We start from the raw sequence: 21,925 nt of genomic DNA, 5'->3' as shown, positions 1-21,925 counted from the left end.
TGATTGTTTCTTAGAGTTCCTGTTCTGCTTTCTTTAAAATAGCAATTAGCTCCTTCAGTTCATCTTTATTGAAATCCAGTACATTCTGATTAAAATGATTGGATGGGATTTTTATATAATGAAGCCACGAAGAAAGTTTTTCCCGATAAACACTTCCGAATTCAATATTACTCATGGTAACGAATTTATATTTGGTTTCCTGATTTGTTTTTTCATTTTCTTTCTGTTCCATGATCTGAAGAGCCTGGATCAGCTTTTCCAATTCATTTTTATCTATAGTGAGTGTCTTCTTGGAGATTTCATCAAAAGTTTCGTATTCATACATAATTCCCAGAAGAGTTTCTGGTGAATTATCTGAAACATCTTTGGTTACGATTTTCTGAATATTCAGATTCTTAAACCTACCAACATTAATTATTTTTTTCTCAATCAATGTTCCTTTTCTTGAATTGACAGATAGTCCGCGGGAAGTTGTAGTAAATCTTTGAATGGACGGCAGTGTAGTCTGAGCATGTCCCCATGCACCTAATACGCAGGAAATCAAAATAATGATTCTTTTCATTTGTAAAAATTGTTATTAGTCTTTTATACTGAATCTGTTAACCTTTTCGGATAAAAAGGGCTCCCAGAAGATTATCCATTTAAAGGTACAAAAAATGAAATAAAGTCTGGGGAAGACATGAAAAATAGATTCTGGACAAAAGGCATTATCTGTAAATGGATTCTAAGGGACATTTAATCTCCACCAAAAATCATCAAAATCAGTAATTATATTTTCCCTTACAATAATTTCATTGATGATTTAATAGGAATCTCGTTTTTTTTGTGAGGTTTTTTTGAGCTAATATTAAAAGTTTTGATACAAAATAAATATGACTTCCGTTTTTTTTAATCTATATCATAAAAAAAAATTATGATAAGGTTCTGTTTATTTTCTTTATTATAAAAACCTTATGACTATTTACTGATTATTTTATTTATGATATTGATTTTTTTATGTTAATTTTAAATAAATATTGATTTATATTCAATAATATATGTATTTTTATCACAAACTAACAATAGTTATCAATTAGAATTCAGATTTTCATAATATCATATTTAAGATGGATGATCCAGAAATGAGAAGAAACACTCTCAACAGGAATAGAAACGATTCCATTGTTCTGAAATCTGAGAACAAAGCAACAAAGATCATGCTCAGTATCCTATTGAGTGATCATTACAGTGTTGCAGCATTACCTTACCGTCCAATTAAAATTAAAACATCCAACCCTCCTGTACAGGCTAGGGAATCGAAACATTGATGAGTAAAATAAAATCACCTTTTAATATTAATATTTAAACTATGAAAACAAACAAAATGTGGCTACTGGCCTTTCTGTTAATTATTCTTTCCAGCTGTTCTACGATGGATGAGAAAAATTTACTCGAAGAACCCGAAACCAACCTCAATGCCAGCGCAAGAGCATTGGCCGCAACACCAACATTGCATGTCGGAGGCAGATACCTCCAAGATCCGTGTGGCAATAACGTTGTCTTACATGGGGTTGCCATAACACCCAGCCCCTGGTTTAATGGATGCCAGTACGGTGCCAATTCCGGATACTGTACCTGGGACAATTACAATGTTCAGGGAGCTCTGAACTACAACAAAGCTGTCATGAATAAGCTCAGCAGCTCTGCCGATGGCTGGTATCTCAATTACATCCGCCTTCATATTGATCCGTATTGGACCAATGATCCCGGACCGGCTATCCCTGAGAACGATATCTCAAGATTCAATTACAACCGCCTGGTAACTTATACGGATCAGGTGATTATTCCACTGATCAACCATGCCCGCAGCCTGGGAATGTATGTGATCTTACGCCCGCCAGGCGTATGTCCAAACCGTATTGCCGTGAACGATGCCTATCATAGTTATCTTAAAACGGTATGGACATTTTTGTCTCAACATCCTAGCCTGAAGAACGCTGACAATGTAATGTTCGAACTGGCCAACGAACCTGTTGAGATCCTGGGGACAAACGGAACATGGGGATCAACGGGGAACGAGCACTTTGCAGCACTTAAAAACTTCTTCCAGCCATTAGTCAATATCATCCGTAACAACGGGGCCAATAATGTCTGCTGGATACCGGGTACAGGGTGGCAGTCGCATTATCAGGGTTATGTCAATAACCAGATCACAGGTGGTAATATCGGATATGCCGTTCACATCTATCCGGGTTACTGGGGTGGTCTCAGCAACTATCAATCCTTTCAAAATGCATGGAATATTAACGTTAAGCCTATTGCAGACATTGCACCGATTGCCATTACCGAAACCGACTGGGCTCCTCAGGGATACGGAACCTTTGGTATCGGAACAACCGGGACAGCAGGCGGAAGCGGATTTGGTGCGAATCTGAAATATATTGCGGATCAATCGGGTAATGTAAGCTGGAATGTTCTTGCTCCGGATAACCTCCTCCACAAGGGTGACCCTAATGCAGGAACAGCCTACAACAACGATTGGGAGGCCTGCGCTGCACCAGTTAAACAGTGGTTCCAACAATATGCATCTTCCAATTATCCTGTTGGAAACTGTAATACAAACAATAGCCTGGTCAACAATGGTATTTACGAAATCGAGTTTCAGACTGACGCCAATAAAGTACTTGATCTAAAATCAGGTGAGGATGCCAATGGCGCAGTGTTAAGACCATGGACACGAAATGGTGCTTCTGCACAGCGATGGGTTGCTATCGATGCCGGTAACGGGTACTGGCGTTTTGTATCCAAAGCGAGTGCATCTAACCGTTGTATTGACCTAACCAGTAACAGCAATACATTGGGAACTTCAATACGGCTTTGGCAGAACTATGGTAATGATGCACAGGCCTGGCAGGTAGTCGCTGTCTCCAATGGCTACTACAAAATATTATCAAAAGTGGATGCCACACGTGGTTGGGATATCCCTAACTGTACTATGGATGGTAACTCAAACTTGCAGCTTTGGGATTATTATGGTACATCCTGTCAATTGTTTAAGTTCAAATTTATAGCGATGAACTAAACGATTCAAAAAGATACAAATCAATGTGATTTTATTTTTAAAATCTTTTACACCATTTCGCGGTAAGTAGTACTTACCGCGATTTTTTTAATGAAGCTGTTTAAATTTTTACATTGATTATTTTGAACCAATTAAGCTTTTTAGAATCAAGCTTTACGCATAATAAACACACCTGATTTTTGTAAAGTTTAACAACTTTAATAAAAAACTAAACTTCACTACAAAAAGAAACTCATTTTAAGATCTTATTACAGACTGACAACTCAATCCATTTTCTTACTCAATCCATTTCCCCACAAATGAAGTTCAGAAAGAACAGGTCCAAGTTTTCGTCCATTTTCTGTTAGTTTATAATAAACTTCACTCGGAAAATTATACACTTCAATCCGTTCAATAATAAAATCTTCTTCCAGCTGTTTTAACTGTTCTGCAAGTACTTTTTTTGAAACCCTGGGCATATTCCGCCAAAGCTCCACAAAACGCACCCGATCTTCCTCAAAGAGGTTTTGCAGGATCAGCGGCTTCCATTTACCAGAAAGGACATCCAGGCTTCGTCTTAATCCACAGTTTTTAAATTCTTCAAAATTCATGGGTCAGTTAAATATTTATGGTTAACCTTTTGGTAACCTTCGATTGTTTTACTTTTACAAGGTAATAACTTTATCCAACAAAAATATCTAAAATGAAATTACAATTATGGCGCAATGCAACATTGCTATTGAATATTGATGGAGTTTCTATTCTGATAGATCCGATGCTCGGAAACAAAGGCTCCAGAGGAAAAATGCCAATGACAGAGAGCGAATTACTGAACCCTCTGATAAACCTGCCTTTTAATAAAGAAGAATTAATTAAAAAATTAGAAAGCGTAGATGCGGTTTCCGTAACCCATCTTCATCCTGATCATTGGGACGCTGCTGCTATTGAACTTCTTGATAAAAATATTCCGGTCATCTGCCCGGATGTTATTTCAAAACAGATTGCAGAACAAGGATTCACAAACATTATTGCTGTAAGTAATGAGCCGGTTCAATTCAAAAATATTGAGATATCAACCACCAAAGGACAGCATGGAACCGGAGAAATCGGAGAAAAAATGGGAATCGTGAATGGTTTTATATTTAAAACAGACAATAAATCAGTATACATCGCAGGAGATACTATCTGGTACGATGAAATTGCTCAGGAAATCGATAAGCATCAGCCACAACACATCATTGTAGCAGGAGGCGCCGCTACTTTTTCCATAGGAGATCCTATTATTATGACCCGTGAAGATATCTTAAAAGTCTGTGAATATGCGCCGGAGTCTACTGTTTGGGTAACGCATCTGGAAACTTTAAGTCATTGCAGGGAAAACAGAAAATTTATTAAAGAGAAAATAAATGAAAACAGACTGGAGAAGAGATGTTTTGTACTTGATGACGGTGAAGAAGCTGAATTAAAATTTTAATTAATAAAACTGTTTAAAGAAGCAAAAAAAAAGGATAGAAGGCAATGATTAATTAATTTCTATCCTTTAAACTTATGTCTTAATCTTCTACATATTTATTTCTCGCAGCCTTCATCCCAAAATAGAGCATTAACAATACTGCCGAACTCAATAAATAAAACGAACTGTTCCAGGAAATATCCCAGTCATGCAGTTTACCAAATAATGGAGGCCCAAAAGCGGCAATCAGATATCCTACCGACTGTGCCATCCCTGATATTTTAACCGCATTGATGCTGCTTTTCGTTCTCGTGGAAAAGAACAGAATGGATAAACTGAAAGACAATCCATTGGAAATCCCTATGATCACGGCATTTACGTAAATCCATTGAGACTTCAGGAAGACAAACATCATGGTACTTCCGAACATCAGAGTGCAGATAAAAAGGATCATAGCTCTCTGGTCTTTCATTTTACTGGCAATAATCGGACAACAGAACGTAACAGGAATCATCGTAATCTGGATTACAAAAAATACCCAGCCTGAACTTTCTCCCTGCATATGAAAATCAGCAAGAAATGAAGGCAGCCAGGCTACCAGACAGTAATAAAATAAAGACTGCAGTCCCATAAAAATACTGATATTCCATGCCTGAGCAGATCTGAACATATTAAAATCTGAAGTACTGAGCGCCGTTTTGGGCTGATCAGGATTTCTTTTATTGAATATGAATTCCAATGATAAAACCATAAAACCCAATGCCGCAATCACCAGCCATATTCCCAGGGAACCTTTCCATCCGAATCCTGTCCATTCTCCGATTTTCACGCTAAACCCTGAAGCCAGAGCTGCTGTAAGATTCATCGATACAGCAAAAATGCCTGTCATGAGACCAATCTGTTTCGGGAAATTATTTTTAACATATCCGGGAGTAACTACATTTCCAATGCATATTCCCAAACCAATGAATAGAGAACCTAAAAATAAAAGCCAAAGAGATCCGCTTATTCTTAAAAATAAACCAAAGCTTAAAATAATCAGAGAATACATCAGCAGTTTACTGATTCCGAACTTATTGGAAAATCTGCTAACCAGCACAGAACAGGCAGCAAACATAAACAGTGGAATAGAAGTCAGTAAACTCACCTGAAAATTATCCAGATGCAAGGCATCTCTTACTTCTCCCAACACAGGCGCAACTGCAACAATTGGGGAGCGGAGATTGCTGGAAATCAGTACAACAACCAGAATATTAATAATCAATAAAACATACGAAGCATTCTTTTTTACTTCATTCTTCATCATAATAAAAAACTTTTGTACAAAATTAGCACAGTAATTTTGTTTAATTTTGCCAAAATTTTAACCTAAAACGACATGAATGCCAATGATACTATAAAAATAGATGATCTGAAAAAACCTTATTTTGTATGGTTCGAAGAAAACTGGGTTCATGATGATGTTCTTCATCACCATCAGAAAGGCCAGCTCGTGTATGTGGAGAGTGGGTTTCAGTATATTACTATTGAAGAAAAAATCTATCTCCTTCCTCAAAATCATGCCATATGGATCCCGCCTAATGCAGTCCATAAAACCAATTCCCATTCTGAGAAGATCAGGCTGATGATCATGTTTGCAGATATTGATACAGACAATCCTTTTTATGATGAAGTCAACGTATTTTCCGTTCCATCTGTTTTAAAGGAAATGATAAAATATGCAGAAAAATGGTCTAAGCTGATGACTACAGATCATCATGAAATCTTTTTTCTTAAAGCGCTGTTCAATGAACTGCCTCAGTTTGTAGAACATTCACTAACCCTTCACATCAGCCTTCCAAAAGACAAGCGCCTCACAAAAGTTTTAGAGCATCTGCACAATCATTACCGAAATGAAATCAAAATGACAGATCTCAGCGATACAGCTCTATTATCTCTCCGTACGCTGGAACGCATCTTCAAAAAAGAAACAGGACTTACCTTAAGCAAATATCAGCAAATGCTTCGTATCATCAAGAGTCTGGAATACTTGAGTTCGGGTAATCTGACGATTTCAGAAACAGCCTATGAAGTAGGCTATAAGAGTGTTCAGGCTTATACCAGAAGCTTTCAGTCTGTAATGCAGTTCAGGCCGACTGATTTTATTAAAACCATTCAATAGGCTTAGAAACGCACACAAAGGCAGTCTGAATTTATTAAAAAAGAGAGTTATTAACATCACAAGACTTCATCCATTCCTTTATATAAAAGCAATTGACGATAATAAAAAATAAGATATTTCACATTTCATCCATTTTTCCACTTCAACAGCCAATATTCAATTATGAGATAACTGAAAACAAAAAGGTCTCCACGAGTGGAGACCTTAAAAAAACACAAATGATGAAAAAAAATTATTTCGATTCACAAATATAAACAAAAAACATATTATGCAAAACATCATAAGCTTATTTTTTTTAAAAATTATTTATTTTAAGTAAAAATAATTATTTGCTAAATGTCTTTCATTTTCTTTAGGATTCTGAAATTAACAGTATAAAAACATATCTTATTAAACTTATTTCGCTAACTGAAGAATTGTATGCCTGTTTTTTCCCAAAAATGAATAAATTCTCAAAAGTGAATTATTAGCCAACCGAGAGCTGATTACACAAAATATTCAAACAAATGTTTAACTCTTTTGTGACCCTGCTCATAAAATTTTGGAGGATTTTTGTATTAATTTGCTAAAAACCCTATCATATGAGTCCAAAAATATTAAAAAGTGTTCCTGCACAAAAGTTTGGCGGTTTCCATGATACGGAAAGCAGAAAAGTATTTAAACAGGACTTGATTCCGCATAAGTTTACCATATTAAAAGAAAGGTTTTTCTCAGTGAACCAATGGGAAAGCTATAGCGGTAAGGCATTTGCCGCATTTAGATTATATGATTTTGATGGCAATCCTGTAGACCGTGAACCTCAAAAAGGAGATTTTATACGGATTGACATTCCGGGCCCGGGAGAGCCTGAGGCCAGAGGATACGACTGGGTAGAAGTGACAGATATATGCTTTTATCAGGACAGCTTTTCTGAAAGCATATCAATGACCTGCAGGCCATCCAGAAATCCCCAAAATAAAAAAAACCGTCATGTTGCTCATTTTTACAGTTCAGAAGCCACTTCTACCTTTATGATATCGAGAAGTCCTGATTATTTAAAAGCAGCAGTATATGGACGAAATGAAAGACCTAATTTTAATGCCAAATTCGTTGACATAATAAGAAATCTATTCATTGCTGTTCCCGGGATTTTTGGAGTTGCCAAAATACAATGGAAGCAGCTTACCGATAGCTTTTTAGATTTCGATTAAAACAACTGTACCTTTTTTGATCTAGATCAAAGTTTTGTGTTAACTGTTCGGGGACCTTTGCACCCGAATATTTTAAACAAAATTTATGAGTACAACATTAGAAAAAGGACAGACTATTAATTTCTATCAGGCAACCACTCCGATTATTATTTCGGTATTCGGAGTTTACCTGACAATAGGAATTGCTTTGGGCGTACTTCCCAGGTTTGTTCAGAGTAATTTAGGTTTTGACAGTATCATTGTGGGACTTGTTATTGGCCTGCAGTCTCTGTCAACACTTTTAACCCGAGCTTATTCCGGCAAAATTACGGATACAAAAGGAGCAAAGACAAGTAAAATGTCCGGTGTGATATTGGCTGTGATTGCAGGAGCAGCTTATATACTGGCTGTATTATTTCAGACTCATCCACTGCTGGCACTTTCTTTTCTTTTAATAGCACGGATTATACATGGTGTGGGTGAGAGCTTTCTGGTTACCGGAGCATTGACATGGGGAATAGGCCTTGTAGGGCATACCAATTCCGGAAAAGTAATGACCTGGAACGGTATTGCCATGTATGCCGGAATAGCAATCGGAGCTCCAGTCAGCATCTGGCTAAGCAAAGAATACAGCATTATGCCTGCTTTTGCTCTTATTGCTTTACTTCCCATCGCAAGCTGGCTTTCTACGGCAAAACTTCCTTCTCTTCCTACAGATAAAGATCACGTCCGAACCCCTTTCTACAAAGTAATCGGTGCCATATCCGGACAGGGATTAGGCCTTGCGTTTTCATCAATGGCCTTTGGATGTATTGCTTCTTTTATTGCTTTATTTTTCTCACAAAAAAACTGGGGTGATGCTTCGCTTGCCTTTATCATCTTCGGGGCCTGTTATGTCTTTACCAGGATTCTCTTTGCTTCTTTTCCTGATAAATACGGAGGCTTTACGATTGCTTTCATCTCACTGACCATTGAAGTGGTGGGACAGATGCTGATCTGGGCATCTGTATCCAAAACATTAGCCATTATCGGATGTGGATTGACGGGGGTCGGATTTTCACTGATTTTTCCAGCCTTGGGAGTGCTCGCGATTCAAAAAGTAAAACCTCAGATGAGAGGTACAGCATTGGGAGCCTATGTAGCATTTGTGGATCTTTCATTAGGACTGGCGGGTCCCATTGCAGGATTAATCGCAGGCTGGTTTGATTATCAGACCGTTTATCTGTTCGGAGGCATCAGCGGTGTCGTGTCTATGATTATTTTACTGTTTAATAAAAAATAAATATGAAAAATTCTATGATAGTTCAAGAAGAAAAAACGAAAAAGATTCGTTCTGCATTTGCCGTTAAAAACAAACAATATCTTACTCCGCACCTTATCCGTGTGATATTTGACATCAACGATATCCAGGCTGGATTGCTGAGCAATGTCCGTGCCGGCTCTAATAATAAAATCTTTATTCCCACTGAAGAGGGAAGTGCTCCTTTTATCAGAACCTATACCAACAGAAAGATTGATCTGGAAAATCGAGAATTGACTATAGATTTTGTAGCGCATGGTGATAACGGTCCGGCTTCTGCCTGGGCACTGAAAGCCAGTCCTGGTGATGTATTGGAAATAGGAATGAAAGAAAGTACAAGACCCTTAATTCCAAATGCTGATTTTTATCTGCTGGCAGGGGATGCAACCGCATTACCTGTTATCTGTGCTATCGCAGAACAGTTTCCATCAGACGTAACGGCAAAAATAGTACTGGAAGTTGCAGGCAGAGAAGATGAACTTATTCTGTTCTCTGCAGCAGATATTTCGGTGGAATGGCTTCATAACCCTCACCCGGAAGAGGGAAGTCAGCTTGCAGAAGCAGTGAAATCTGTTCAGTTTCCACCTGGAGTCTTAAAAGAATATGTTTATATCGCAGCGGAATATACCACGGTACGTGAACTTCGCACCTATTTTAAAATAAATCTGAAATGGGATGCCCATGCAATGAATATCTGCTCATACTGGAGGGCAGGACAATCGGAAGGAAAATCTTCTGAAAGTACTTAGGAAGCGGGAATAGCAGTAACTTTTTAACTTATTTATTGCTACATTTGCGGTGACTGATTTAAATAAATGGAAGACGTATTAGTTTCATATATTAAAAGCAAAATATCAATAACGGATGAAGAATTGAAAATTATTCTTTCTTACTTCAAACCTGTTAAATTAAAAAAGAACGAGCTTCTCGTTACCAATGTTCATTCTCCCAAGAAAACATTCTTTGTTGTAAAAGGCTGTTTGCGGATATTTTATATCAATAAGGATGGGCAGGATTCTACAAGGTATTTTGCTTTTGAAAATCAGTTTGCTACTGCCCTTCATACCTTTATTACTTCAGAACCTTCTGATGAGCTTCTTCAGGCTGTAGAAGATTCGGAAGTATATTATATTACCCATCAGGATTTTTATCATTTATTGGACATCATCCCTCAATGGGAAAAATTTTACAGAATTTATATTGAAATTGCCTGTATTGCCAATACAAAAAGACTGATGTCTTTTATGGTGCAGGATGCTCTTGAAAAATACAAACAGCTACTGGAAGAAAATCCAATTATTGTACGCCGGCTTTCTAATAAAATGGTAGCTTCCTATCTTAATATTTCACAGGAAACTTTAAGCAGACTGAAATCTAAACTTTGATCAATTTAATATATTATAAGAATAAGCTTACTGCACAGTACAGCAGCAGGACTCCCATAACAATGTTAACTATTTTATAATACTGATTCAAAAACTGCTGCAGATTTTGTCCGGCGACAGCCCATATCCAGGTAGCTGAATTGCCTATAAAAGAAAGTAAAAAAGCAAAAATAAGTACGATCCACAGCTCTTTAAATTGAGGAAAGACAAAGCTGCTGAATGCTGTTATTCCATAAATAATAATCTTAACATTAACTAACTGCAGCAGGAATCCTTTCCAAAAATTACCTGCAGAATCGGAAACCGGTATTTCCTGTTCATGATCAGTTACTGTAGGTTTTCCGGACATTACCGACCATGCAAGATAGATAAGATAAACCGCACCAATATATTTTAGGTAGTTCATAAGGAAACCATATGAATTAAGAAGAAATCCTGTGAAAAAAGCAGCCAGTAACATGACAACTGTAAAACCTGAGTAAATTCCCAGAAGCAATGTTTTGCTGTTTTTATATCCTGATTTCATACTGCTGTTAAGAGCAAGAATATTATTGGGACCCGGAAGCAGTGCCGTCAGAACACTGTAGATAAAAAATGAAAACCACATATATTTTTTTTACAAAATTAAAGAGCTCAAACACTTCAAACAATCGGAATTATTTATACTTTTACTTCGAAAATATTAAAGTATGGATATTCATCAGCTTAGAAGTTTTAAAACAATAGTAGAAAAAGGTAATTTTCAGGACGCTGCCAAAGAACTTAATTACTCTCTGTCTGCCATCAGTTATCAGATTCAACAGCTTGAAAACGAAATAAAATTTCCTTTGTTTGAAAAAATAGGAAGAAGAATGCTTCCTACCGAGCAGTCGTTGAAGCTGATTCCACATATAAAAAAAATAGAGGAGGAGATAGAACAGATTAAACAGCTGAACTCAAAGGATAGAAGAATAGAAGGAAGCCTTAATATTTCAGTTTCTGACAGTCTGCTGACATATATTCTGCAACCAGTATTAAAAGAGTTTATAGAAACTGCTCCTGATGTAAAACTCAAATTAAAAGTGAGAAACTGCTATGAAGTTCAAAAAGAAATTATCCGAAATAATATCGATCTGGGTATTCATTATCAGGTGCATGGATATGATGAACAGATCAGGGTCAAAGAGCTTTCTACTTTCACCGTAGGAGTAATGGCATCACCCGCATTTTCACAGGAAGAAAGAAACTTTGACAGGAAAGATCAGGTAAAATCATGTTCAGTGATTAATAATGATGCCAATGGTGTCTATCAGCAATATTTTGAAGAATATCTTAATAAAAAAAATATTACAACCGGTCAGAATATCGAATTATGGAGCATAGAAGCAATCAAGAAAAGTATCATTAATAACTTGGGAATAGCATGTTTACCCCATTTTGTTGTAGAAGAGGAAATTAAAAATGGAGAAATAATAGAAATTAATATCAAAGGCTTTCAGCGTAGCATCACCATGATTACGGCCCATCATACCAATAAATGGATCAGTCCTGCCATGGAGCTCTTTTTAAAAATTCTTAATGAAAAAATGATATAATACGCTGTAAGCCGAAGAAATTAAAAGAAAATTAATACCTGAGTCCTTTCAGGAAAGATTTAAACCTTATATTTGCACTGATGCTAAAATGGTTCTCCATATTATGTTCGATGATGTATGTACTGGCTACCACCAATGCGGGGGAAGTTCTGAAAGTGCCTATGTTTGTGGAACATTTCATGGAATACCACGGAAGCTTTTCAGAATTTGTGATGGAACATTACGATAATCACAAACAGGATTCTGACTGGGACACCGATCAGAAGCTGCCGTTTATCAATCCACCTATTGTACTTACTGTACATGCCCAGCTTCCGGAACTGACATTCGAAATAAAAAAACCTAAAGAAATTACGGTTTCAAAGAAAACCAGTATTTACAAGGAAAAAGATTTTTCCCATCAATACCTTTCTCAGATTTTCCAGCCTCCGCGGCTTTCTTAATTAATTTTATACTGAAATTGCTTTACTCTTAAAGCAGTCCATTTATTATTACCTATCAATTTAACCTGTTGTGCATGATACTGTTGTTTATCATGTCATTATAAAAGCTGTTTCCCTGAGGTAGTGTTGATGAAACCGGAAGGTTTCAGTTCATATCGTAAATAAAGACCTCAGAAACATTTTATCACTTCAGGTTATTCATTAATCGTTTTTTCATGTTAAATAAAATTATTGAGTTTTCTGTAAAGAATAAACTCATCATTGCTCTGTTTACAGTGGGGCTGGTCCTTTTTGGGATCTATGAAACCACTAAACTACCCATTGACGCTCAGCCGGATATTACCAATAATCAGGTTCAGATCATTACCACTGCACCTTCTTACGGTGCGGCAGATATAGAACGCCTTGTTACATTTCCTATCGAACAGGCTACCAGTAATATCAGCGGGATTACAGAACTAAGAAGTTTCTCGCGTTTCGGACTTTCATTAGTAACGGTGGTTTTTGATGACAATACCGATGTATATTGGGCACGCCAGCAGGTTCAGGAGCGTTTACAGCTTGTACAGGACAATATACCAGCTGGAATTGGCAAGCCTGAATTAGGCCCAATTTCCACCGGGTTGGGAGAGATCTTCCAGTATGTGGTAAGAGCCAAAAAGGGATACGAAAATGTGTACGATGAAACGGAACTAAGAACCATTCAGGACTGGGTAGTCAGAAGGCAGCTTCTCGGAACCAAAGGGGTAGCCGATGTCAGCAGTTTCGGGGGAAAACTGAAGCAATACGAAATTGCCATTAATCCTAATAAGCTTCAGGCATTTAATATCAATATCAACGATGTTTTTGCAGCGCTGGAAAAAAACAATCAGAATACCGGAGGTGCCTATATCGAAAAGAAAGAAACCGTCTTATTTATAAGAAGTGAAGGGCTCCTGGGAAGCACGGAAGATATCGGAAGCATCCAGGTGGCAAAAACCCAAGGAGGTATTCCGGTACATATTAAAGATGTAGCATCTGTGAAAATAGGGTATGCCACAAGATATGGTGCCATGACCTATAATGATACCGGAGAAGTATCCGGAGCGATTGTTCTGATGCTGAAAGGAGAGAATGCCAATGTAGTCATCGGAAATATTAAGCAAAGACTGGAGAAAATCCAGGAATCATTACCGGAAGGAGTTGTAATTGAACCTTTCCTTGACCGTGCCAAAATGGTAAACAATACCATAAGTACTGTAAAAACAAACCTTATGGAAGGAGCTTTGATTGTTGTTTTCATTCTGGTTTTATTTTTAGGAAATTTCAGAGCAGGATTATTGGTGGCTTCCGTCATTCCTTTGGCCATGCTTTTCGCCATTATCATGATGAATATTTTCGGGGTGGGAGGAAACCTGATGAGCCTTGGAGCCCTGGATTTCGGTCTTATTGTAGACGGAGCCGTTATTATTGTGGAAGCCGTGCTGCATCAGCTTGCCCATAAAAAGCACTTTGGGAAAGACAATATGCTCACCAAAAAAGAAATGGATGACCAGGTTTCAAGCTCTGCTACCAAGATGGTCAACAGTGCTGTTTTCGGGCAGATCATTATCTTAATTGTATATCTCCCTATTTTTACACTTCAGGGAATTGAGGGAAAAATGTTTAAACCAATGGCCCAGACGGTTGCTTTTGCCCTGATCGGCGCATTTATTCTTTCTCTGACGTATATTCCGATGATGAGTTCTCTGGTATTAAGCAGAAAGAAAAAAGAAAAAGAAAACATTTCAGACCGCGTCATGGGTAAAGTGGAAACAGGACACCAAAAACTGCTGATGAAAGCACTTAAATTCAGAAAAACGATCATTCTAAGTGTATTAATCCTGTTTGCAGGTGCTGTCTTTATTCTTTCCAGAATGGGAGGAGAATTTATTCCTTCTCTTGAAGAAGGTGATTTTGCGGTTGAAATGAGAATCCTTCAGGGAAGTAATATCAACGAAACAAAAAAGGCAACTACACAGGCCGGACATATCCTTTTAACACAGTTTCCAGAAGTAGAAAAAGTAGTGACCAAGATCGGTAGTGCCGAAATTCCCACAGAGCCCATGCCTATGGATGCCGGGGATATTATCATTGTTTTAAAACCTAAAAAGGAATGGACTTCTGCCCAGTCATTTCCTGAGCTTTCTGATAAAATGAGTAAAGCTCTAAGTGTTATCCCGGGATTGACTACCAGCTTTCAGTTTCCTGTACAAATGCGTTTCAATGAGCTGATGACCGGAGCCAGACAGGATGTGGTTTGTAAAATCTACGGCGAAGATCTGGACAGTCTTGCCACGTATGCCAAAAAGATTGGAAGCATCATCAATACCGTAAAAGGTGCTCAGGATCTTTATATTGAACCGGTAGTAGGTGCTCCGCAGGTTGTGATTGATTATAACCGTTCCGAACTTTCCAGATATAATATTTCGGTAGCAGACATCAACAGAGTGATCAATATGGCTTTTGCCGGGCAAACCGCAGGAGCCTTGTATGAAGGTGAGAAAAAGTTTGATATCGTTGTGAGAATGGATAATGAGCACAAAAAAGATATAACCAGCATTCAGAATCTACTGGTTCCTACTTCTTCGGGAGAGCAGATACCATTGTCACAGCTGGCAAAAGTAGAGCTTAAAAACAGTCCGAATCAGATTCAGAGAGAAGATACTAAAAGAAGAATTATCGTAGGATTTAACGTAAGAGGAAGAGATGTTCAGAGTATTGTGGAAGAGCTTCAGCAGAAAGCAGGTAAAAATCTGAAACTATCGCCGGGATATACCGTTTCTTACGGAGGTGCTTTTGAAAATTTAAATGAAGCCAAAGCCAGATTAGGTATAGCAGTTCCCATTTCGTTAGTGATGATCTTCCTGTTATTATTCTTTGCTTTTGGTTCTGTAAAACACAGCTTACTGATCTACACAGCTATTCCATTATCAGCAATAGGAGGTGTGTATTTTCTGGCGTTGAGAGGAATGCCTTTCAGCATCAGTGCAGGGGTAGGGTTCATCGCTTTATTTGGCGTTGCCGTACTTAATGGAATCGTTTTGATATCAGAGTTTAACCGGCTGAAAAAGAACGGAATAACCAATACCAGCAGAATTGTACTCATAGGTACAAAAATCAGGCTTCGCCCGGTCTTAATGACAGCTTTTGTAGCTTCTTTAGGGTTCCTTCCTATGGCAATCAGCAACGGTGCGGGAGCAGAAGTACAGAGACCTTTGGCAACTGTAGTGATAGGAGGGTTGATGCTTGCCACCTTTTTAACCCTTTTTGTACTTCCTATTCTGTACGTCCTGTTTGAACATATTAATAAAGATAAAATGAAATTCTCAAAAAAAACCAATTATAAAAAACTGTCTGTTTTCTTACTGCTGATCTCTTTCGGAAGTCTCCATGCTCAGGAAAACATCACTTATGACCAGGCTTTGGAAAAAGCATACCGGCAGAATGGTACCCTGAAAAACTCAAAATTAGTATCAGATTATCAGGAAAAGCTTAAAGCCAGCTATCTGGATATACCCCAACTCGAAGTTACAGGAGGATTTGGACAGATTCAGGGAGAGGAAACCGATAATTCATTCGGGATCTCTCAAAAATTCAGCTTTCCAACAGTGTATTCAAAAAGAAAACAGTTGCTGGATGCCGAATGGTCTGCCGGTGTTATCAGTCAGAATCTGACAAAGACACAGCTTACCAAAGAAGTGACAGATGTCTTCTACAGAATACTCATCATTCAGGAGAAGAAAAAAGTATTGGAATATATCAGCCAGCTGTATAATAATTTTGCAGATAAAGCCGTATTAAGATTAAAAAAGGGTGAAGCCAACATCCTGGAAGAATCTACAGCGGAAATCCAGAAAGAACAGGTAAAAGTTCAGCTGAATACCCTTGAAAATGATCTGAATATCGCTAAACTCCAGCTCCAGCTGTTACTTCAATCCGAAACCCCTTACCAACCCGTAGCTGATCAACCAACAATGAATATAGGTCTTCAGATCTCTGAAGAAATGATAAAACAACACCCTGAACTCCAGTATTTACAGCAACAGATCAAAATAGGAGAAGCAGAAGTACAGCTTGAAAAAAGCAGGCTGCTTCCTGATCTTCTTGTGGGATATACCAACCAGAGCATGAAAAACATTAATAATAACCGCTTCAATTCGGTTCAGGTGGGTGTGGGAATTCCCTTATTTACAAAAGGACAAAGAGCTTTGGCAAAGGCTGCACAGGCTAAAATTGCGATTTCTGAAAACCAGTACCAGAGAAAGGAAATAGAACTTAAAAACAGATTGAACCAACAGTTGAACAATTATATGAACCAACAGCGGATCATCGAAAATTATGAACAAAAGCAGCTTCCAAAATCTGAAACCATTCTAAAAACAGCTCAGAAACAGATGGAAGTGGGAGAAATTGATTATCTGGATTGGGTAATTCTGGTGAATCAGGCTGTAAAAACAAAAGCAGATTATATTGATCAACTGGAAAAGCTCAATCAGACCGGAGCCGAACTTCAATTCTTAATTTCAAAATAACAACATCATGCATTTCAAGAATATACCTCTATACAGCCTTGCTCTCATCCTTACTTTATCCTCATGTTCAGGAAAAAAAGAAGAAGAAAAAACCGTTTACGAAAACACAAAATTTGCCACAAAAAATGAAAACTCGGTTCATCTTACAGAAAAACAGATTCAGTCTGTAGGGATTACCACAACATTCATTCAGAACAGGAATATGGAAAAGCTGTTACGTTTGAATGGGAAAGTAGAAATTGCACCTTCTCACATCAATTCAATATCCAGTATTATGGGAGGTCACATCAAGTCTATTCATGTGATCAATGGAAGTCATTTCAGCAGGGGACAGGTACTTGCTGTTGTGGAAGACCCACAGTTTATACAGCTGCAACAGGACTATCTCGTGACCAAAGCCCAGCTTGAAGCAGCAAGACTGAATTTCAACCGTCAGAAAGATTTGAATACAAGTAAAGCCAGCAGTGACAAAACCATGCAGACTGCCCAGGCAGATTATTCTACTTTGAATGCCACACTAAAAGGGTTGGAAGAAAAACTGAAAATCATTGGAATCAATGCCAAAAGTCTGACTACCGGAAATATCAGAAGCAAGATCAATATCTATGCTCCGTTTACAGGCTTTGTAAGCAAAATTCTTGTGAATAACGGACAGTACATCAACCCTTCAGATACGTTATTTGAGCTGATCAATCCGGCTGGATTACTTTTAGAACTAAAGATTTTTGAAAACGATGTGAATGATGTAAAAGTAGGGCAGGAAATTTTGGTGTACAATAATCAGAATCCGGATGTCAAATCCAATGCAAAAATTGTCAGTGTAGTTCCTAGTATCGAAAACGGAGGTTCTGCAACAGCAATCGCCAGATTGTCATCTGTAAATACTGAATTTGTAAAAGGAATGTACGTGAATGCTGAAGTGAATATCAGCAGCCGTTATACAATGGGACTTCCAAACGGCGCAGTAGTCTCTTTTGAAAATAAAAATTATATTTTTGAGGACCTTGGAAAATCCACCTACAAAATGATTCCCGTAGCAGTTGGAATTTCAGATGACCAGTTTACAGAAATCTTAAAAGCTGATACCTTAAAGGATAAAAAAATTGTACAGAAAGGAGCTTACAGTCTTCTGATGATGCTGAAAAATAAAGCAGAATAATTAAAGTGAAACCACTAAAACTTTTATTTTAAAACACTTTAACATTTAACCAAGCTGGAAATAATGACGCAGAAATTCCATAAGCGAAAATCAAAGATTTCAAAAACTTAGGTGTACTTATTATATTTAAGCAGGGTTCTTATGAAAACTTAAGTGTAAAAAACTTTTGTGACTTTTGCGGTTAAAATAAAACATACAAGAAGAAAGATCAGTTATCCGACTGATCTTTTTCATTTCAAACGATTTAAAAAATGACATTTGGCATGTTTTTCACAATACAGAATATTATTTAATGCATAATTCATTTTAAAATAATAATTTTATAGCAGTGAATAGTTGTAAAGGATTTTTAGATAAATAAGAAACGAAATTTTTATCAAAACTTTATGACAAAAAAACCTTTGCACAATTTCCATATTCCGGTGATGGGACTGGCTTATACGATAGACAGCCCGATTCGTGTTGCCCAGTATGGAATATCTTCTGTGATCTCCATCATTGATGATGAAATCCTTGAGAAGATGAAGAACTTTTACAATAAAAAGTTCAATCTTGACTATTTCGGAATCTCCACAAAGACTGAGGATTACAGAGCCAGAAGAATTACAGCCTATCTGGATATGGTAGATGATATCGTGAATGAAAAATTTGAATCTTTCAAACAGGAAATCAGCAAAAATAAGGAAGCTTTGAAAGACTTTATGGCCATGCTTCCGAATACTTCAGATCTTAAAAACAGTCTTCAAAATTTAATCAATCAAAAGGAGAACTGGAGTTCCAGTATTAAAAACTTCATAGAATCCAATTTAAAACCGGGAAGTATTGATGTCAATATCATGACGAAAGTGGATAAAGACAATTATCAGAATAATGAACAGCTTCCTGTGATGTATAATGACGCTCATGCTTCACTGCGTGGATTTGCCAAAAGTAAATTATCATCATCAATGGTTCTTTCAGCAGGTATGAATCCTCGTTTATACAGCTATATGGAAGAGTTTGACGACTTTTTCCCGGACGAAAACGGAAATATTAAAAAGAAAATTATCCTTAAAGTAAGCGATTTCCGTTCTGCCATGATCCAGGGGAATTTTCTGGCAAAAAAAGGATTATGGGTTTCAGAATACAGAATAGAATCCGGATTGAATTGCGGTGGCCATGCTTTTGCAACCGAAGGAATGCTACTTGGCCCTATTATGGAAGAATTTAAGCAGAAAAAAAACGATTTGATACAATCTGCTCATTGCTTAATGACGGCTGCTTTAGAACAAAAAGGTAAGCCTGTAATTTCTGAGCCTTTAGAAATGAAAATTACCGTTCAGGGTGGAGTAGGAACTTCTGAAGAACACGAGTTTTTATTAGCTCATTACAGTGTAGACAGCGTTGGATGGGGTTCTCCTTTTTTGCTTGTACCGGAAGCAACTTCTGTAGATACCGAAACCCGAAATCTGCTTGTACAATCAAAAGAACAGGACTTTTATTTAAGTAATATTTCGCCATTGGGAGTGCCTTTCAATACCGTAAAGGGGACATCCAATGAGGTGTTGAAGTTTGAAAAAGAAGCAAAAGGGAAATATGGAAGCTCATGTCCCAAAAAACTTCTGGCATTAAGCAAAGAATTTTCTCCGGAAGGAACCTGTACCGCTTCCAGAAAGTATCAGGACATCAAACTGAAAGAGTTGTACACCAATAAGGAAAGCCTGACTGAAAAAGAATTCAATAAAAGAAAGTCTGCAATCACTGATAAAGCCTGCCTTTGTGTAGGACTTGTGAATGCGGCATATATGGAACAGAACCTTGAAATTAAAGGGGAAAAACAAGGCGTTGTCATCTGTCCCGGACCGAATATTGCCTTTTTTGATAAGGAAGTTTCTCTTTCGGAAATGGTACAACATATCTATGGAAACACCAATATTCTTTCCGATAAGCAACGTCCAAATATGTTCATTAATGAATTGAAAATGTATGTGGATTATCTGAGAAAGGAGATCACTGAATCCACTGTACAGATTACCCATTCGCAAACAAAAAAATGGAATGCTTTCAGGAAAAATATTCTTGAAGGGATCGCATATTATCATGAGCTTTTTAAAGCATCATCATTCTTCAGCAACGGTTTATCAACCATCAATCTTCAATTACAGGAATATCAACTTCAGCTTATTGCTATTGAAATTCCGCAGGTTGAAAAATAACCGTATTTTTAATTGATAGATAATAAAAACAGCTTTTACATGGCTGTTTTATTTTTTTTGTTACTAATGAAATCACATGTATTTTTGTTAGAAGCGGCAAAGGTCTAAGAACATTTCAACTTTAATCAATGTAAGATTTTCAGAAAGAAATATAAAAATAAATAGTATTCAATTGTATCGGAGATAAAATCTTTGTGTCTTAAAGCAGTTAGCTTTTAAATTATTTGCGCTTTTGCGCTTTTCCAACACATTCAAATAATAAAAAAACTTAGGAAACATCAGCATTTCCATTTATAATAACTATGGCTGAAATGGTCATTTTGAATATTTTCCAGGCTTAATATTCCCTACCTTAGTGGTCACTTAGTAAAATTATTTTTATGGAAAAAAGAAAAATCAAAAACACCGATTTAACGATTGCCCCAATCAATTTCGGAGGAAATGTTTTTGGATGGACCCTGGACGAGAAACAGTCATTTGATATACTGGACCGTTTTACAGAAGCAGGATTCAACTTTATAGACACGGCAGATACTTATTCATGGTGGGTGAACGGAAAAGGCGGACAGTCTGAAGAGATCATCGGAAAGTGGATGAAAAGCCGATCTAACCGTAACGATATTGTTTTGGCAACAAAAGTAGGTTCACAAACACAGGAACATGGCTTTGATATCAGCAGAAAGCATATCTTAAAATCCGTAGATGAGTCGCTGCAGAGGCTTCAGACTGATCATATTGATCTCTATTATACGCATTTTGATGACGATACCACTCCGGTAGAAGAAACACTATCCGCTTATGATGAAATTATTAAGGCGGGAAAAGTACGTTATATTGCAGCTTCCAATCTGTCACCGGAACGTCTGAAAGCATCATTTGACGCCGCAGAAAAGAATAACCTTCCCAAGTATGTCGCCTTACAGCCTCATTATAACCTGATGGAAAGAGAAGGTTTTGAGCAAAATTATGCCCCTCTGGCGGAACAGTTTGATTTAAGTGTGTTTCCATATTGGTCTCTGGCAGCAGGTTTCTTAACGGGTAAATACCGTGATGAAGCAGATCTTGCCAAAAGCGCGAGAGGCGAAGGGGTAAGAAAGTATTTAAATCCTAAAGGACTTGAAGTATTAAAAGCGCTGGATCAGGTAAGTACCAAGCATAATACCGCTCAGGGAACCGTTTCTCTGGCATGGCTGTTATCCAACCCTTTAATCACAGCACCTATTGTAAGCGCAACCAGTGCATCACAGCTGGAAACGGTATTCAATGCGCCAAAACTTGTTTTGGATCAGGAAGATATTGATCTTCTTAATAAGGCAAGCAACTAATTTTTTCGACTTTCATTATAAATTAAAATGAAATCCGCTCAATAGTAGACTGCACCCAAAAGTTTAGACAAAATTAAACAATATTATTATATGAAAGAGTTCGGTACTGTACCGGACTCTTTCCTTTTAGATTAAGTCTTATCCTGTCGTTATTGTAATAATTGATAT

Annotated in this window: 19 protein-coding genes; 14 read left to right on the top strand and 5 right to left on the bottom strand. The window is 37.4% G+C overall.

The window, feature by feature from the left end:
• Positions 1-10: 10 nt before the first annotated feature.
• Complete coding sequence (locus tag CRS_RS19935; RefSeq protein ID WP_142725710.1) at positions 11-562, bottom strand: hypothetical protein; 552 nt, start codon at positions 560-562, stop codon at positions 11-13.
• A 544-nt stretch (positions 563-1,106) separates the two neighbouring features.
• Between CRS_RS19935 and CRS_RS19930 the strand changes: the two genes are divergently transcribed.
• Together CRS_RS19930 and CRS_RS19925 are read left to right on the top strand one after the other, a co-directional pair.
• Positions 1,107-1,307, top strand: coding sequence for a hypothetical protein (locus tag CRS_RS19930; protein ID WP_142725709.1), 201 nt, complete (start codon positions 1,107-1,109; stop codon positions 1,305-1,307).
• Between the two features lie 41 nt (positions 1,308-1,348).
• On the top strand, positions 1,349-3,061 hold the full coding sequence (locus CRS_RS19925; protein WP_142725708.1) for an RICIN domain-containing protein: 1,713 nt from the start codon (positions 1,349-1,351) through the stop codon (positions 3,059-3,061).
• Positions 3,062-3,324: 263 nt separating this feature from the next.
• On the opposite strand, the gene CRS_RS19920 is transcribed toward CRS_RS19925, so the two are convergent.
• Entirely contained in the window at positions 3,325-3,651 is a 327-nt protein-coding gene (locus tag CRS_RS19920; protein WP_142725707.1) for a helix-turn-helix domain-containing protein, read from the bottom strand.
• A gap of 92 nt (positions 3,652-3,743) precedes the next feature.
• On the opposite strand from CRS_RS19920, the gene CRS_RS19915 reads away from it, so the two are divergent.
• Positions 3,744-4,514 (top strand): MBL fold metallo-hydrolase, encoded by a 771-nt coding sequence (locus CRS_RS19915; RefSeq protein WP_142725706.1) that lies wholly within the window; start codon positions 3,744-3,746, stop codon positions 4,512-4,514.
• 79 nt (positions 4,515-4,593) lie between these two features.
• On the opposite strand, the gene CRS_RS19910 is transcribed toward CRS_RS19915, so the two are convergent.
• Positions 4,594-5,799 (bottom strand): MFS transporter, encoded by a 1,206-nt coding sequence (locus CRS_RS19910; protein WP_228451307.1) that lies wholly within the window; start codon positions 5,797-5,799, stop codon positions 4,594-4,596.
• A gap of 72 nt (positions 5,800-5,871) precedes the next feature.
• Between CRS_RS19910 and CRS_RS19905 the strand changes: the two genes are divergently transcribed.
• The 5 genes from CRS_RS19905 to CRS_RS19885 all read left to right on the top strand — a co-directional run bounded on the left by CRS_RS19905 (position 5,872) and on the right by CRS_RS19885 (position 10,508).
• Positions 5,872-6,654: an AraC family transcriptional regulator gene (locus CRS_RS19905; protein WP_142725705.1), complete on the top strand. Its 783-nt coding sequence runs from the start codon at positions 5,872-5,874 to the stop codon at positions 6,652-6,654.
• Between the two features lie 581 nt (positions 6,655-7,235).
• Positions 7,236-7,844 carry a hypothetical protein gene (locus tag CRS_RS19900; RefSeq protein WP_142725704.1) on the top strand — a complete coding sequence of 203 codons (609 nt, stop codon included), beginning with the start codon at positions 7,236-7,238 and terminating at the stop codon, positions 7,842-7,844.
• 85 nt (positions 7,845-7,929) lie between these two features.
• The gene (locus CRS_RS19895; protein ID WP_142725703.1) at positions 7,930-9,105 is read left to right on the top strand and encodes an MFS transporter; all 1,176 of its coding nucleotides are present in this window, start codon (positions 7,930-7,932) and stop codon (positions 9,103-9,105) included.
• A 14-nt stretch (positions 9,106-9,119) separates the two neighbouring features.
• On the top strand, positions 9,120-9,872 hold the full coding sequence (locus CRS_RS19890; protein WP_228451306.1) for a siderophore-interacting protein: 753 nt from the start codon (positions 9,120-9,122) through the stop codon (positions 9,870-9,872).
• Positions 9,873-9,938: 66 nt separating this feature from the next.
• Entirely contained in the window at positions 9,939-10,508 is a 570-nt protein-coding gene (locus CRS_RS19885) for a Crp/Fnr family transcriptional regulator (RefSeq protein WP_142725701.1), read from the top strand.
• 13 nt (positions 10,509-10,521) lie between these two features.
• On the opposite strand, the gene CRS_RS19880 is transcribed toward CRS_RS19885, so the two are convergent.
• Positions 10,522-11,115, bottom strand: coding sequence for a LysE family transporter (locus CRS_RS19880; RefSeq protein ID WP_142725700.1), 594 nt, complete (start codon positions 11,113-11,115; stop codon positions 10,522-10,524).
• A gap of 82 nt (positions 11,116-11,197) precedes the next feature.
• On the opposite strand from CRS_RS19880, the gene CRS_RS19875 reads away from it, so the two are divergent.
• The 6 genes from CRS_RS19875 to CRS_RS19850 all read left to right on the top strand — a co-directional run bounded on the left by CRS_RS19875 (position 11,198) and on the right by CRS_RS19850 (position 21,757).
• A complete protein-coding gene (locus CRS_RS19875) occupies positions 11,198-12,082 on the top strand; it encodes a LysR family transcriptional regulator (protein WP_142725699.1) in 885 nt (294 codons plus the stop codon).
• Positions 12,083-12,162: 80 nt separating this feature from the next.
• A complete protein-coding gene (locus tag CRS_RS19870) occupies positions 12,163-12,525 on the top strand; it encodes a hypothetical protein (protein WP_142725698.1) in 363 nt (120 codons plus the stop codon).
• Between the two features lie 215 nt (positions 12,526-12,740).
• The gene (locus tag CRS_RS19865) at positions 12,741-17,078 is read left to right on the top strand and encodes a CusA/CzcA family heavy metal efflux RND transporter (protein ID WP_142725697.1); all 4,338 of its coding nucleotides are present in this window, start codon (positions 12,741-12,743) and stop codon (positions 17,076-17,078) included.
• 7 nt (positions 17,079-17,085) lie between these two features.
• Positions 17,086-18,237 (top strand): efflux RND transporter periplasmic adaptor subunit, encoded by a 1,152-nt coding sequence (locus CRS_RS19860; RefSeq protein ID WP_142725696.1) that lies wholly within the window; start codon positions 17,086-17,088, stop codon positions 18,235-18,237.
• A gap of 386 nt (positions 18,238-18,623) precedes the next feature.
• Positions 18,624-20,432: a hypothetical protein gene (locus CRS_RS19855; RefSeq protein WP_142725695.1), complete on the top strand. Its 1,809-nt coding sequence runs from the start codon at positions 18,624-18,626 to the stop codon at positions 20,430-20,432.
• Between the two features lie 380 nt (positions 20,433-20,812).
• Positions 20,813-21,757 carry an aldo/keto reductase gene (locus tag CRS_RS19850; protein WP_142725694.1) on the top strand — a complete coding sequence of 315 codons (945 nt, stop codon included), beginning with the start codon at positions 20,813-20,815 and terminating at the stop codon, positions 21,755-21,757.
• Positions 21,758-21,830: 73 nt separating this feature from the next.
• Here the strand turns inward: CRS_RS19850 and CRS_RS24850 are convergent, their stop codons facing one another.
• The gene (locus CRS_RS24850) at positions 21,831-21,923 is read right to left on the bottom strand and encodes an IS3 family transposase (protein ID WP_373995763.1); all 93 of its coding nucleotides are present in this window, start codon (positions 21,921-21,923) and stop codon (positions 21,831-21,833) included.
• Positions 21,924-21,925 lie beyond the last annotated feature (2 nt).

Source organism: Chryseobacterium sp. ON_d1, from assembly GCF_006829085.1.
Lineage (GTDB): Bacteria > Bacteroidota > Bacteroidia > Flavobacteriales > Weeksellaceae > Chryseobacterium.
Note: the sequence above shows the minus strand (reverse complement) of the source record. Positions and strands in the feature narration are given on the sequence as shown.